At 59.7% G+C, this 14723-nt stretch carries 13 protein-coding genes; 5 read left to right on the plus strand and 8 right to left on the minus strand.

Features of this window, described 5'->3' with window-relative positions; translation table 11 throughout:
• Positions 1–97: 97 nt before the first annotated feature.
• From CD932_RS08255 to CD932_RS29295, 5 genes are all read left to right on the plus strand, one after another.
• A complete protein-coding gene (locus tag CD932_RS08255; protein ID WP_094442210.1) occupies positions 98–1516 on the plus strand; it encodes a mannose-1-phosphate guanylyltransferase/mannose-6-phosphate isomerase in 1419 nt (472 codons plus the stop codon).
• Positions 1517–1722: 206 nt separating this feature from the next.
• On the plus strand, positions 1723–2802 hold the full coding sequence (rfbB, locus tag CD932_RS08260) for a dTDP-glucose 4,6-dehydratase (RefSeq protein ID WP_094442211.1): 1080 nt from the start codon (positions 1723–1725) through the stop codon (positions 2800–2802).
• A complete protein-coding gene (rfbA, locus tag CD932_RS08265) occupies positions 2802–3695 on the plus strand; it encodes a glucose-1-phosphate thymidylyltransferase RfbA (RefSeq protein ID WP_094442212.1) in 894 nt (297 codons plus the stop codon). Before rfbB ends, rfbA begins: the two co-directional genes overlap by 1 nt.
• A gap of 43 nt (positions 3696–3738) precedes the next feature.
• The gene (gene rfbC, locus CD932_RS08270) at positions 3739–4284 is read left to right on the plus strand and encodes a dTDP-4-dehydrorhamnose 3,5-epimerase (protein WP_094442213.1); all 546 of its coding nucleotides are present in this window, start codon (positions 3739–3741) and stop codon (positions 4282–4284) included.
• A 56-nt stretch (positions 4285–4340) separates the two neighbouring features.
• Entirely contained in the window at positions 4341–4592 is a 252-nt protein-coding gene (locus CD932_RS29295; protein WP_094442214.1) for a hypothetical protein, read from the plus strand.
• Here CD932_RS29295 and CD932_RS08280 read toward each other — a convergent pair.
• The 8 genes from CD932_RS08280 to lptE all read right to left on the minus strand — a co-directional run bounded on the left by CD932_RS08280 (position 4564) and on the right by lptE (position 14723).
• Complete coding sequence (locus CD932_RS08280; protein WP_254926517.1) at positions 4564–7557, minus strand: YjbH domain-containing protein; 2994 nt, start codon at positions 7555–7557, stop codon at positions 4564–4566. The genes CD932_RS29295 and CD932_RS08280 overlap by 29 nt on opposite strands.
• A gap of 373 nt (positions 7558–7930) precedes the next feature.
• Entirely contained in the window at positions 7931–9220 is a 1290-nt protein-coding gene (locus CD932_RS08285; protein WP_176460912.1) for a multidrug effflux MFS transporter, read from the minus strand.
• Positions 9221–9304: 84 nt separating this feature from the next.
• A complete protein-coding gene (locus tag CD932_RS08290) occupies positions 9305–10477 on the minus strand; it encodes a class I SAM-dependent RNA methyltransferase (protein WP_094442217.1) in 1173 nt (390 codons plus the stop codon).
• 79 nt (positions 10478–10556) lie between these two features.
• A complete protein-coding gene (locus CD932_RS08295; protein ID WP_094442218.1) occupies positions 10557–11171 on the minus strand; it encodes a 2-hydroxychromene-2-carboxylate isomerase in 615 nt (204 codons plus the stop codon).
• An 11-nt stretch (positions 11172–11182) separates the two neighbouring features.
• Positions 11183–11614 carry a CopD family protein gene (locus CD932_RS08300; protein ID WP_094442219.1) on the minus strand — a complete coding sequence of 144 codons (432 nt, stop codon included), beginning with the start codon at positions 11612–11614 and terminating at the stop codon, positions 11183–11185.
• A 61-nt stretch (positions 11615–11675) separates the two neighbouring features.
• Complete coding sequence (locus tag CD932_RS08305; RefSeq protein WP_094442220.1) at positions 11676–12941, minus strand: glutamate-5-semialdehyde dehydrogenase; 1266 nt, start codon at positions 12939–12941, stop codon at positions 11676–11678.
• 153 nt (positions 12942–13094) lie between these two features.
• The gene (holA, locus tag CD932_RS08310; protein WP_094442221.1) at positions 13095–14111 is read right to left on the minus strand and encodes a DNA polymerase III subunit delta; all 1017 of its coding nucleotides are present in this window, start codon (positions 14109–14111) and stop codon (positions 13095–13097) included.
• A gap of 9 nt (positions 14112–14120) precedes the next feature.
• On the minus strand, positions 14121–14723 hold the full coding sequence (gene lptE, locus CD932_RS08315; RefSeq protein ID WP_094442222.1) for an LPS assembly lipoprotein LptE: 603 nt from the start codon (positions 14721–14723) through the stop codon (positions 14121–14123).

Below are 14723 nucleotides of genomic sequence, written 5' to 3' on the forward strand. Positions count from 1 at the left end.
ATCAATGACTCAGAAAAATTGCTGAATGACTTAACTTGGGTGGATTGGATGCCCAGCCCGTCCATTAATTTATTTTAAATTTTGAATTGATGCATAAATGAATACTCCTCTTGTTCCCGTGATTCTTTGTGGTGGTTCCGGTACACGTTTGTGGCCACTTTCTCGCGAAGGCTTTCCCAAGCAGTTTTTGCGTCTTTCCGGTGAGAACAGCATGCTGCAGCAGACGCTGCAACGTCTCGCAGGTCTGGAGGCAATGACGCCAGCTTTGCTGGTTTGCAATGAATCGTCGCGCTTTGTCGTCGCCGAGCAGTTGCGTGAAATCGGACTGAGCGATGCGCGCATGGTGCTCGAACCCATGCGCCGCAATACGGCGCCCGCTATCGCCACTGCAGCTTTGCAGGCAATGGAAAACGGCGAAGATCCGATCCTGCTAGTGCTGCCATCGGACCATGTGATCCTGGATACGCCAGCGTTCCACCGCGCTATCAAGCTGGCGCGCGTTGCTGCTGAACAAGGTAGTCTGCTGACGTTCGGTATCACGCCTGCCGGCCCAGAAACTGGCTATGGCTACATCCGTGCCGAAAATGCAACAGCGGGCGAAGTGCGACGCATCGTGGAGTTCGTCGAAAAGCCGGCCCTGGAACTGGCGCAACAATATATAGCCAGTGGCGACTATTTATGGAACAGCGGCATGTTCGTGTTCCGCGCCAGCCGTTATCTGGAAGAACTCGAACGTTTCCAACCTGCCGTCGTGGCAGCCTGCCGCGAAGCGTCGGCAAAAGCGAAGAGCGACCTCGACTTCATTCGCCTCGATCACGACGCTTATGCAGCAAGCCCGGATATCGCTGTCGATTACGCCGTGATGGAGCACACCACGCATGCAGCCACCATCGCGCTCGATGCGGGCTGGAATGATATTGGCTCATGGGCGGCTGTACGCGAAGTGGCAAAGAAAGACGCCGGCAACAACAGCGCACATGGCGACGTGATCATGCAAGATTGCAACGATTGCCTCGTCCATGGCAATAGCCGTCTGGTCACCGCCATCGGCATGCGCAACACAATCATTGTGGAAACTGCCGATGCCGTGCTGGTGATGGATGCGGATCAGGCCCAACATACCAAGACGCTGGTCGCGCAACTGATCAAGCAGGACCGCACGGAAGCGACGATGCACCGTGAGGTGTTCCGTCCGTGGGGTTCATATGACTCGATCGGCAATGGCGAACGCTTTCAGGTCAAGCGCATCACCGTCAAACCAGGCGCCAAGCTGTCGCTGCAAATGCACCATCACCGTGCCGAACATTGGATCGTCGTTTCGGGCACGGCCCAGATCACCAATGGTGACAAGCAATATCTGCTGACAGAAAACCAGTCGACCTATATTCCCTTGGGCGTGGTGCACTCGCTGGCCAACCCCGGCAAGGTGCCGCTCAAACTGATTGAGATCCAATCAGGCAGCTACCTGGGAGAAGATGATATCGTTCGGTTTGAAGACCGTTACGGTCGGGTTTAAGCACGCTGGTCAAAAGGATATAGCATTGCCCTACCCCTTGCCACTTATACAGCATTTCAAGTTGGAAGTAATCGCGTATCACTTCTATCGGCCAGTTTCTGCACCACAGCGGACATTACTTGAAGGCGAGCTTCAGGGAATGGCGCTTACCAATACAATTTAGTCAAAATATTTAACAATTTCCAAAGCAAGAAAAGGATAACAGCATGATTTTAGTTACTGGCGGCGCCGGATTCATCGGCTCCAATTTTGTACGTGACTGGCTGGCGGTGAATGATGAACCTGTCATCACCCTCGACAAACTGACCTATGCTGGCAACCTCAGCAATCTGGCCAGCCTCGAACAGGATCCACGCCACATCTTCGTACGCGGCGACATTTGCGATACCTCCCTTGTCTCCCGTTTGCTGGCAGAACACAAACCGCGCGCCATCGTGCATTTTGCTGCGGAAAGCCATGTCGATCGTTCGATCCACAGTCCAGGCGAATTCATTTCGACCAACGTCAATGGCACCTTCAGCCTGCTCGAAGCAGCACGCGCCTACTGGTCCGGCCTGACGGGCGAGGCCAAGGAGGCTTTTCGTTTCCTGCACGTGTCGACCGATGAAGTCTATGGCACCCTTGGACCGCAGGATCCGCCGTTCACCGAAACGACGCCTTATGCGCCGAACAGCCCTTACTCGGCATCGAAAGCAGCCTCTGACCACCTGGTGCGCGCCTACTTCCATACCTATGGCATGCCGGTACTCACCACCAACTGCTCGAACAACTACGGCTCTTTCCATTTCCCTGAAAAACTGATTCCTCTCATCATCAGCAACGCCCGCGCCGGCAAGCCACTGCCGATCTATGGCGACGGCATGCAGGTGCGCGACTGGCTGTACGTGGGCGACCACTGCTCGGCGATCCGCCGCGTACTGGAAGCGGGCCGCCTGGGCGAAGTCTATAACGTGGGCGGCTGGAACGAGATGGCCAACCTGGAAGTGGTGCATACTCTTTGCGATATTCTCGATACACTCGACCCGAAAGCGTCGGGCAGCTATCGCGAACAGATCACCTATGTACAGGATCGCCCCGGCCATGACCGCCGCTACGCCATCGATGCTCGCAAGATCGAGCGCGAACTGGGCTGGAAACCAGCCGAAACATTCCAGACCGGCATACGCAAGACGGTGCAGTGGTACCTGGACAACCAGGCATGGGTACGCGATGTGCAGTCGGGCGACTACCTGAAATGGGTGGAACAGAACTATGCGGCTCGCGATACGACAAAGGACGCAATCTGATGAGCAATCCTATCGAACGCAAAGGCATCATTCTCGCTGGTGGTTCCGGCACGCGCTTGTATCCGGTGACGATGGCAGTTTCAAAACAGTTGTTGCCAGTCTATGACAAGCCGATGATTTATTATCCGCTGACCACTTTAATGCTGGCCGGCATCCGTGAGATCCTGATCATCTCGACGCCTCAGGATACGCCACGTTTCCAGGAATTGCTGGGCGATGGCAGCCAGTGGGGCATCAGCCTGGCGTACGCAGTGCAGCCGAGTCCTGACGGCCTGGCGCAAGCGTTCATCATCGGCAAGGAGTTCGTCGGTGATGCCCCATCGGCATTGATCTTGGGCGACAACATTTATTACGGTCACGACTTTGAAACCCAGTTGCGCGAAGCTTCGGCACGCACCAGTGGTTCCACCGTGTTCGCTTATCACGTACACGACCCGGAACGCTATGGCGTGGTCGATTTCGATGATCAGCGACGCGCGGTCAGCATCGAAGAAAAACCGGTCAAGCCAAAATCGAACTACGCGGTCACCGGCCTGTACTTTTATGACAGCCAGGTATGCGACATCGCCGCAGGTATCGCCCCGTCGCCGCGTGGCGAACTGGAAATTACCGACGTCAACCGTGCCTATCTGGAGCGCGGCGAACTGACAGTCGAACTGATGGGCCGCGGCATGGCCTGGCTCGATACCGGCACCCACGAATCGTTGCTCGAAGCTGGCCAGTTCATCGCCACCATCGAGAATCGCCAGGGTCTTAAAGTGGCTTGCCCAGAAGAAATTGCTTATCGCAAAGGCTATATTGACGCCGCCAAATTGACGGAATTGGCCCAGCCCTTGAAGAAGAATGCTTACGGCCAGTATCTGTTGCGTTTGCTCGCCGAAAAAATATTCTGAGGCTCCATCGCCTTCCACTTAGTTCATACCATACGAATCCACCATGCAAATTCAAACCACAGCCATGCCTGACGTGCTGATTATCGAACCAGCCGTCTTCGGCGATGATCGCGGCTTTTTTTATGAAAGCTTCAACAAAAAACGCTTTGCCGAACTGACCGGCGTGACACAGGATTTCGTCCAGGATAACCACTCCAAATCCGCCAAGGGCGTATTGCGTGGCTTACACTATCAGATCCAGCAGCCGCAAGGCAAACTGGTACGTGTGACGGCTGGCGAAGTATTCGACGTCGTCGTTGACCTGCGTAAAAGCTCGCCAACTTTCGGGAAATGGGCCGGCATCGTACTGTCGGCCGCAAACAAACGTCAGTTGTGGGTGCCGGAGGGATTTGCCCACGGCTTCATGGTGACCAGCGACAGCGCCGAATTCCTTTACAAGACCACCGATTACTGGGCGCCCGAATTCGAGCGCTGCGTCTTGTGGAATGACCCGGCAATCGGCATCGACTGGCCACTGGACGGCGAGCCGCTGCTGTCGGGCAAAGACAAGGTCGGAACACTGCTGGCCGACGCCGACGTCTTCGCCTGACCTGCGCTTGCGGCGCCGCAACGCGGGGCCGCAGTCATTCTTGCCGAGAGCACGTCATGACGCGAATCTTAATTACCGGAAACACCGGCCATGCCGGCTACGAACTTGAACGCAGCTTGCAAAGCCTTGGCGAGATCATTGCCGTCGATCGCAAGCAAAACGGCATAGAGCCCCGGTACGTGGCCGCTCCGTATCAGTTTGAGTGCCGACAATGCAACATCTGCAAAAAATTAAATAAACTGACCGGACGGTTGAATATTTTAAATAGTTTCTTTCATATTAATATTTTGTTTGCCACGTCACACTGACTTCTTTTGGTCCTGGATTAATCGACAGACCCGATTTGTCCTGATCGCGCTGTGCACTCCACAACCAGCTACCGACTGCATAACCGAGGATACTGCCGGCAACCGTATCAGACACCCAGTGATTGCGACCCGCGACACGACCAGCCGCGCCGAGCGCTGCAACACCGTACAGCCATGGTGCGTCGTATTCCTTGGCAAACGGCGTGACAGCGGCAAAAGCAATAGTTGAGTGACCTGAGGGAAAGGAAGCGTCCGAACGCTTGTAACCATCACCCACGCTGCTCCAGGGACCACGCTCTTCACCTGGACGGGCACGGCCAATCGCATATTTTCCGACCATAGCCAGACCGGTTGCAGCAGCGACCGATTGCATCGAAATCAGGCCGATGTTCTGCATGCGATCGTCGCCGAACGCAAAGGCTGCACCAGCAGCGCCCACCAGGGCGAACGGCATGGCCTTGCCCACCCTGTCCCAATTGCGCAACACGCTGGAATACTGGTGTTTCTTGACAAAACGGTCGACCGGCTTGTCGCTCAGTGCCGTCGCCACCACGACGCCACCGATCAGCGCCGTCGCCTTGACCCAGTCAGCAGGTTCAGGCATGGCCGACGAGGATTGCTCCAGGCGCGCGCGCATGGCTGGCCAAGGGCTGACGAATGGCCGAACCGGAGGATTGACAGCAGGCAGGTTTTGCTCATCGGCACGTTCGGCAAAATTACCGAGACCGTCGTAGCTGTGCATGTCGGCACGGGGGCGTTCCACCATATCATACAAGTCGCCGGGCGAGGCCACCATCTGGCCGCCATCGCGTGTCCATGGTGAAATCGAAAAACCGGCCGTCGACTGCGTATCCATTGGCAACATGCTGTTCAGTGGAACCGACAGGAAAATACCGCGGTCCTGGTAGGGATTGGCAACCGAACCGGGTGTAGCGATATCGTTGGCGTTGGTGTGCGTATACCACGCACCGACTTCGATGCCGGACTGGAAACGGCGCTTGAATTCCACGCGCACGCCAGAGTCCTTGGCCAGGAAACGGCCAGCGCGCGCCGTCACGGTGATATCGTGCGGCAAGCGGTAATGCAGGGAGCCGATTGCCGTGACGGTTTTATAGTCGAGTGAATCGAACAGGCCCTTGTAACCGCGCTGTTGCAGCGCATCGACGGCCAGGTCGGCGGCCCAGCGGCTGTCTTTAGGTAAATACAGAACTTGCCCGCCGACGCCACGGAACATATCTTCGTATAAACCGGCCGACATGCGCGTATACACGCGCTCGGCGGGACTGTCATATTTGTTCAGCACGATGCGGCTCAGCGAAAAACGCCCGCCGCGCATGTATTTCGCCACATCGCTGCGCACATGCGGCAAGTCACTGTTCGATGGTTGCTTGACGCCCGACACGGTTTCAAGCAACTGCAGGCTGGCCGCGCTATTCAGGTACAGGCCATCGCCAAGGCGCTGGTCGTAATTGGCAAGCGCCGAGATCGAGTAACGGAAAGCGCCACTGGGATCGTTGAAGAAGAAACCGACCTTGGGGGCGATCTTGAAACGGTTCGCTTCGCGGTCCAGCGATTTGACCTGCACCACATCGCCATCGACACCGAGCGCTACCGCCAGCTTGCCATCATTCTGGACGGCATTGGCCGCCTTGACGACTGCCGGTACGGGTATCGTGGCGGCCACATCGGCCGCTGCAGCCCCGGAAGCAGCAGCAGGCTCGACTGCCATCACCGGCCTTGCGGCAGGCGTGGTAGCGACAACAGCGGACTGGGCCTGGGCCGGACGGTCGAGGAACTCATTCAACCATGTTTGCTGGTCGTCGCGAATGATATCGCTCTTTTCCGGGTAGCGCATCAACACGACGTCGAGGAATGCCTTGCGGTCGATCTTGCCGGCAAAATAATCGTTCAGTTTCGGGATATCTAAAAATTCATAGGTGGCGATCGGCTGATCGAGCTTGGTATATGTGATGCGCAGATTGCTCACGCCCACAGGCATGAACGCCACGGCCGTGCGCGCGGCGCGACCGACGGCACGCCCCAGGTTCGAAATGCGGCTGTTGGTCAGTGTCAGGGCCAGTGTATTGCCCTCTTGCACGACGCGGATGTTCTTATAGTCCTGCTTGACCAGCGCCTTGACCAGGTCGGCGCCATAGCCGGCGTCATTGCGCCACTCATCTCGCGTGGGTCGTGGCGGCGGATTCTTGTCATCGACAAAATAGGCCGGCTCGAACACCTTGGGAATGAACTCGCGTTCGCCAAAGGGAATGCTGACGAACGCGTTGACGCTGAATTGGTCACGGCTGCGTGCCGCTTGCACCGCCAGCCAGCCCCAGCGGTACTCCAGCCCCATGGAAGGCCCCTTGCTGCGCTTGCCGGCAGCGGTCTCGGCGGCACGGAAGTCACGCTGATAATTGGTGGTGTCATACTCGGCCACGACCGACCAGCGCGGCAAGGCCGCAGGTGTCCAGCGCAGGCCAGCAAACGGGCCATCGGGACGCTTACGGGCATAACCAAGGCTGGCCTCGATGTTTTTGGTGGCGCCGAAGGTCTTGGTGGCGACAACGTATTGCCCCTTGAACAATTCGGTACCGAACAAGTCGGTCGCACCGACGGCAACCGACGGCAACCATGTCGTCTCTTGCCACAAGCGCAGTTTGGCGTCAACGACCTTGTCCTTGTAACGGCCATAGCCGCTACCATATTCACCGGGTACATTGGTGAAGCCAGGAATGCCGGTAATCGATACGTAGCGCCCTGTCATTTGCAAAAAAGGCAATATATTCGACGTCACCCACAACTGGCCATACGGACTGTCATAGCTGTAACCAACGCCGAACGTGCCATCAGGCTCCACCACGGCACTGGGCATGTTGATATAGCCGGATTGACCGCCATGATTAGGGGTGGCCGCGATGGCGCCAGACGCGCCGAGGATCAGGCATCCGCACCACGTATATTTCACTGATTTTCTGAGTACGTTTAACAAAATCCGACTACCTTTTCATGTATCCTGCATCTGGAATTTCCGACAAGATACTCAGAAGTAAAATCGGCTGAAGCAACTTGGAAGAAACAAAAAAAGGCCAACTGTGGGGCATGAAGGACTGCCAGACATCAGTTCGCCGCTAAAATAGTGCTGGAGACCGAGGGGTGAAAACAGCGTCACCATACCGTCAAGAATCCATGCCGCAAGATTTTAACATTGTTTTCTTGTATAAAATACGTGCGTTGTTTCGTGTTCGACACAATAATCGCCGTATGGCTGGCACTTTGAGGCGGTGGAAATCAAGAGCAGGAGGGCGCTTTTTCTTCCGCTTATAAACCATGTTGGCCGATCAGACGGTGCCAGGCAGGACAGGCCCGACCAGGCGGTGACGGAAGCGTCGTGAAATCAGCCACAGGCCCAGCGCCAGCGCCGACAGCACCAGTTGACCGGAGGCCAGCCACAGTACGGAACCTGACAATATGGGCGTAATGACACCGGCCACCAGCGCCCCCATCAAGGTGGTGGCAAAGGCCTGGCACGAGGCAACGGTGCCGCGGATATGCGGGAACAGGTCGAGCGCCAGCAAGGTGGCGCCCGGGCCCACCAAGGACATGCCGAAGGTGTAGAAAAACAGCGGCAGCACGGTCCAGGGCAACATCGGCGGCAGGAACAGGTGAAACACCACGTTGACGCTGGTAGAGCACAGCAGGAAAGCAAAGCCGATGCCGATCTGGCGCGCAAATGTGGCTTTGCCGGCGAGACGGTTGGCCGCCAGGGCGCCCAGGAAGATGCCGCTCACGCAGGGAATGAACAGCCAGGCGAACTGCGTCGGCCCCAGTCCCAGCTGGCGCGGCAGCATTTCCGGCGCGGCCGTGATGAACAGGAACAGGCCGCCAAAATTGAGGGCGACGATGCCGGCCTTGATATGGAACAGCGGCGAACGCAGGATCTGGCTGTAGCTTTTGGCCAGGAAACGGGGATTGAAGGGCTGGCGTTTGGCCAGCGGCAGCGTTTCGGGCAGGCGCCAGTAGCAAAAGCCCAGCAGAATGAGCGTGTAGAACACCAGGAACAGGAAGATCGCACGCCAGTCGAACCAGATCACGATCCAGCCCCCTAAAATGGGTGCGATGGCCGGTGCGATCGAAAAAATCATCGTCACCAGCGACAGCAGCCGCGCGGCGGCAGCATCGGCATACAGGTCGCGGACAATGGCGCGGCTGATCACCACCCCGGCGCCGGCCGACACCCCTTGCAGCATGCGAAAGACCCACAGGTAATGCACGGTATGGGCCGAGGCGCAGCCGAGCGAGCCGATGGCGAACAAGGCCAGCGACACCAGGATCAGGTTGCGCCGCCCGAAGGCATCGGACAAGGCCCCATGCCACAGCACCATGCCGGCAAAGGCCAGCATGTAAAACGTCAGCGACTGCTGCACCTCCAGCGGCGAGGCCTGCAAGGAATCCTGAATCGCGCCAAAGGCCGGCAGATAGGTATCGATCGACAAGGGTCCCAGCATCGACATGCCGGCCAGCAATACGGCCATGGCGCCGCGGCTCAGCGGCGCCATGTGGCTGGGAACAGGGGGCGGCACGGGCGTGACGGGATCTGGCGGCACATTGGCCGGCGGAATGGGAAGCATGGCGGTCCAAAGTAAAAATGCGGACCGGTGCCGGTCCGCGCGCGGGTGACTGCGGATGTGCTGCGTAGTTATTCCGGTGAGTGCTTACTGCTGCGGCTTCGGCTTGGCTTCTTCCCTGCGGTTGTATCCCGCCACCATATCGAAGCGGAACAGACGGCATTCCAGCGCGCCATTGAAAAACGGCGTCTTGCGCGCTTCTTTCAGGCGCAGCAGTTTCGGCAGGCCCAGGTCGGCCGTAAACAGGAACACGGTCCAGCCGGCAAAGCGCTGCTTCAGAGTGGTGCCCATGGCCGTATAGAACGAACTCGACAATTCATCTTCCGGCAGGCTGCTGTCGCCGCGCACGCCGATACGCTCGCCGTACGGCGGGTTGGTCAGCATGATGCCGGCCACCTCGCCAGGCGGCCTGACTTCCTGCGCTTCGATCTGTTTCAGGGGCACCTCGAAGCGCACGCCGGCGCAGCGCAGGTTGTGGCGCGTCATGGCGACCATGTCGCCCGAAATGTCGCTGCCGAAAATCGTCGGCTCCGCCGGCAGCGGCTTGGCCGTGATGGCGTTGCGCAGGGCGTTCCACGGCGCCGGATCGAAGTCGTGGAAGTTCTCGAAGGCGAAGCGGCGCGTTGCGCCCGGCGGGATGCCCTGCACCATTTGCGCCGCTTCGGCCAGGATGGTGCCCGAGCCGCACATCGGATCGAACAGCACCATGCCCGGCTTCCAGCCCGACACGCGCAGCAGGCCCGCAGCGAGGTTTTCGCGCAGCGGCGCGTCGCCCGTCTCTTCGCGCCAGCCGCGCTTGAACAGCGCCTCGCCGGACGTATCGAGGTAGACCGTAAATGTGTGGGCGTCGAGGAAACCGACGATGCGCATGTCCGGCGTCTTGGTGTTGACCGACGGGCGCTCGTTGAACTGGTCGCGGAAGCGGTCGCAGATCGCGTCCTTGATCTTCAGGGTGGTGAACTCCAGGCTGCGCAGCGGCGATTTGACGGCCGTCACATCGACGCGGATCGTGTGATGCACGCCGAACCAGTCTTCCCACGGCTGCGCCAGGGTCAGGTCATAGATATCGTTTTCCGTCTTGTAGCCGGCATGGGCCATGCGCATCAGCACGCGCGAGGCGATGCGCGAATGCAGGTTGATGCGATAGGAATCGACCAGGTCGCCCGAGCAGTGGACGCCGCCCGGCACCTGGTTGTGGACCTTCATGGTCGCACTATCCTGGGCGATCTCGCCCAGTTCCTCGGCCAGCGCCGCTTCCATGCCGCGCGGGCATGGGCAAAAATATGAAGCCATATAAGGATACCTTTTATCCGTTGAAAAACAATTTACTAAAAAAAACTTACTTCGCCAGCGCCCGCTCGACAAAATCGAGGCGGTCCTGGCCCCAGTAGCCTTCGCCATCGACGATATACCAGGGCGAGCCAAACACGGACGCTGCCGTGGCCGCCTCCGTGTTGGCGTCGTATTCGGCCCGCACGCTGGCCGTCTCTGCCGTTTTGAGCAACTGGCGGCCGTCAAAGCCGGCGTCCTGCGCGATCTGCGCCAGGGTGTCTTCGTCGCCGATATTGCGTTCCTCGGCCCACACGCCGCGCATGATGGCGTGCGCCAGGTGCATGGCAGCGTCGACGCCGTGCGCCAGGCGGGTGGCGATGATCAGTTTGGCCGACGCTTCCGGCGAGACCGGGAAAAACTTCGGCTGCAGGGTCAAGGGCACGTCCAGGAACGCCGACCAGCGCGCCAGTTCGGCCAGGCGGTAGGCCTGGCGCTGCGGCGCGCGCTTGGCCAGCGGCAGGCCACCGGAGACGCTGAAGACCTTGCCCAGGTCAAACGGGCGCACGTCGATCTGCGCGCCGCTCTTTTTCGCGATCGCCATCACGCGCGCATGGCCCAGGTAGGTCCATGGCGAATGGGGAGCAAAGAAATACTGGATTACCTTGTTCTGGCTTGCACTCATCATCGTCTCCGTTAGAAAGGCTTGACCACCACCAGCACCACCACCGCCAGCAGCATCACCACCGGCACTTCGTTAAACCAGCGGAACCACTTGTGGCTGCGCTGGTTGATGCCTTTTTCGAACTTGCGCAGGATCGCGCCGCAAGCATGGTGGTAGCCCAGCAGCAGCACCACGAAGGTCAGCTTGGCGTGCATCCAGCCCGGCATCTTCATGCCGCCTTCGGCGCCGCCATACTGCATCCACAGCAGCACCAGCCCCAGCACCATCGCCGGCAGCGCCAGCAGCGACATGAAGCGATACAGCTTGCGCGCCATCAGCAGCAGGCGCTCGGTGGCCACGGTTTCCGTTTCCATCGCCAGGTTGACGAAGATGCGCGGCAGGTAGAACAGGCCGGCGAACCAGGAGATGACGAAGACGATGTGCAGTGCTTTAATCCAGAGCATGGGGTTCCCGGTTTGAAGGGTAAAGAAAAGCGAACCGCCGTGGGCGGCTCGCAATAATGGCTTACTGACGGACTTCGCCGTGGCCGAAGACCACGTATTTGAGCGAGGTCAGGCCTTCGAGGCCGACCGGGCCGCGCGCGTGCAGCTTGTCGTTCGAAATGCCGATCTCGGCGCCCAGGCCATATTCGAAGCCATCGGCAAAGCGGGTCGAGGCGTTGACCATCACCGAGGCCGAATCGACTTCGCGCAAGAAGCGCAGCGCGTCGCTGTAGTCTTCGGTGATGATGGACTCGGTGTGTTTCGACGAATACTGGTTGATATGGTCCATCGCTTCGTCGATGCCGTCAACCACCTTGATGGACAAAATAGCGGCCAGGTATTCGGTGCGCCAGTCTTCCTCGGTCGCGGCGACCAGGTGCGGATAGCCGTCGAGGATCGCCAGCGCTTCCGGATCGGCGCGCAGCTCCACCTGTTTCGTCAAATAGCGCTCGGCCAGTTGCGGCAGCACTTGTGGCGCGATGGCGCGCGCCACCAGCAGCGTTTCCATGGTGTTGCAGGTACCGTAGCGGTGGCACTTGGCGTTAAAACCGATATCGACCGCCTTGGTGATGTCTGCCTTGGCGTCGATATACACGTGGCAGATGCCGTCGAGGTGCTTGATCATCGGCACGGTGGCCTCGTCCATCAGGCGCGCGATCAGGCCCTTGCCGCCGCGCGGCACGATCACGTCGACAAACTGCGGCATGGTGATCAAGGCGCCGACGGCGGCGCGGTCGGTGGTGTCGATCACCTGCACCGCGTCCTGCGGCAAGCCGGCACCAGCCAGGCCCTCGGCCACCAGCTTGGCCAGCGCGCGGTTGCAGTGGATCGCTTCCGAGCCGCCGCGCAAAATGGTGGCGTTGCCGCTCTTGATGCACAGGCCCGCCGCGTCCACCGTCACGTTGGGACGTGCTTCATAGATGATGCCGATCACGCCCAGCGGCACGCGCATCTGGCCCACCTGGATGCCGGAGGGGCGGTATTTCATGTTCGAGATCTCGCCGATCGGGTCGGCCAGAGCGACGATCTGCGTCAAGCCTTCGACCATGGTGGCGATCGCGGAATCGGACAGTGTCAAGCGGTCGAGCATGGCCGGCGCGAGACCAGCAGCGGCGGCAGCTTCCAGGTCGCGCTGGTTGGCCGCGCGCAGCAGGTCGGCGTCGCGCACGATGGCTGCGGCGATCAGCGTCAAGGCGCGGTTGCGCGTGGCGCTGTCGGCACGCGCCATGGCGCGCGAAGCGGCGCGGGCACGCGTGCCCACGTCTTGCATATATTCTTTGATGTCCATGCTTTTATCCATATGGTTTTTTACATCATTACAACGTCTAACAAAACCGTAGCGAGCGGAAGGTAGTTGTGGCTAAGAAGCGCAACTGTACGAAGGTACAGTGAGCATCGCAGGCCGCAAATACCGACGCGCAGTAGGTTCTGTTAGGCGTCCTCAACCCCGGCAAATCGTCAGGGCCAGTTGCAACAAGGCGTCCCAGGCGTCGCCCGCATGCGCCTTGGCCCGCAAGCCCTTGATCATCTTGTCGACCTGGGCCGCTTCCCGCAGCGCGTTTTCCAGCAGCGGCAGCGACACGCGCCGCAAGGCCGGCTCCATCATGCGCTCGCGCGGCCCCCATATGCGGTACTCTTTCAACAGCGCGCCCAGTGGCCGGCCCTGCGCCATGCCCGCCTTCAGTTTCAATAAGGTGCGAATTTCCTCGGACACCGCCCACAGCACCAGCGGCAGCGCCTCACCCTCGCCTTTCAAGCCTTCGAGCATGCGTACCAGCCGCGCCGGGTCGCCCGCCAGCATCGCCTCGGACAGCTTGAACACATCGTAGCGCGCCACATTGAGCACCGCATCGTGCACCTGTTCATACGTCAGCTTGCCCGGCTCGTGCAGCAAACCCAGTTTCAGGATTTCCTGGTGCGCTGCCAGCAGATTGCCTTCCACCCGTTCGGCGATAAAGTCGATGCTGGCGCGCTCGGCGCTTTGCCCCTGCGCGGCCAGGCGCTGGCTGATCCAGGCCGGCAATTGCGCCCGTTCCACATTCGGGATATCGATGTAGACGGCCGCCTGCTGCAGGCTGGCAACCCAGGCCGCCTTTTGCGTGGCCCAGTCCAGCTTGGGCAAGGTGATCAGGGTCAGGTTATCAGGGCTGAGGTTTTTCGCATAGCTTTGCAGCGCCGCGCCGCCATCCTTGCCCGGCTTGCCGGTGGGGATGCGCAGTTCGATCAGTTTTTTATCGCCGAACAGCGACAGTTCCTGGTTGGCCGCCAGCAGCTCGCCCCACTTGAAACTGCGCTCGACGCTGAGCACATCGCGTTCGGTGTAGCCCTGCTGGCGCGCGGCGCGGCGGATCTTGTCGGCCGCCTCCAGCGCCAGCAGGTGTTCGTCGCTGGTGATCACATACAGCTGCGCCAGCGGCTTGGCCACGTGAGCGTCGAGCGCGTCTATCCGCAATTGCATGGCCTGCCCTTACTGCTGCACTGCCGGCGAGACCGGGGTGACAGGTGCGACAGGCGCCACCGACATGGCCGGCAGCACCGGCTTGATGGCGGCCAGGCGGCGCATGATCTGCTGCACCAGGTCGTTGCGCATGTCGCGGTACAGCGCCGCTTCTTCCGTTTCCTTGGCCAGCACCTGCGATTCATTGAAGGTGATCGGGCGGGTCAGGCCGATATTGGTGGGGCCCAGCAACTGGTTGCCGGCCTTGTCCACCACGCGGAACTGGATCGAATAACCGAGTTGATACTCGCGCACGCGGCCATTGCTGTTCAGTGACAGTATGGTCTTGGTGCGCGTCTTCTCCGGGTCCGCCACCACTTCCAGGGTGGCGTCGGCCGCCTGCCTGGTGTCGACGATTTCCGTGCTGCCGATGGCGCGGATATAGCGCTTCAGATCGATCGCCAGCGGCGAGGAATCGGGCAGGTCGATGTTCATCGTCGCGAACGGCAGCATGAAACTGCCGTTCGAGCCGCGCAGGTGAAAGCCGCAGGCCGACAGGCTCAAGACCAGGCACACGGCGAACAGAACGCGAACGCGTCCGCGCGACAGCAAACCGGAAAAAGAAGTCGTCAT

This window comes from Janthinobacterium sp. PC23-8 (genome assembly GCF_002250505.1).
In the GTDB taxonomy this organism is placed as follows: domain Bacteria; phylum Pseudomonadota; class Gammaproteobacteria; order Burkholderiales; family Burkholderiaceae_D; genus Janthinobacterium.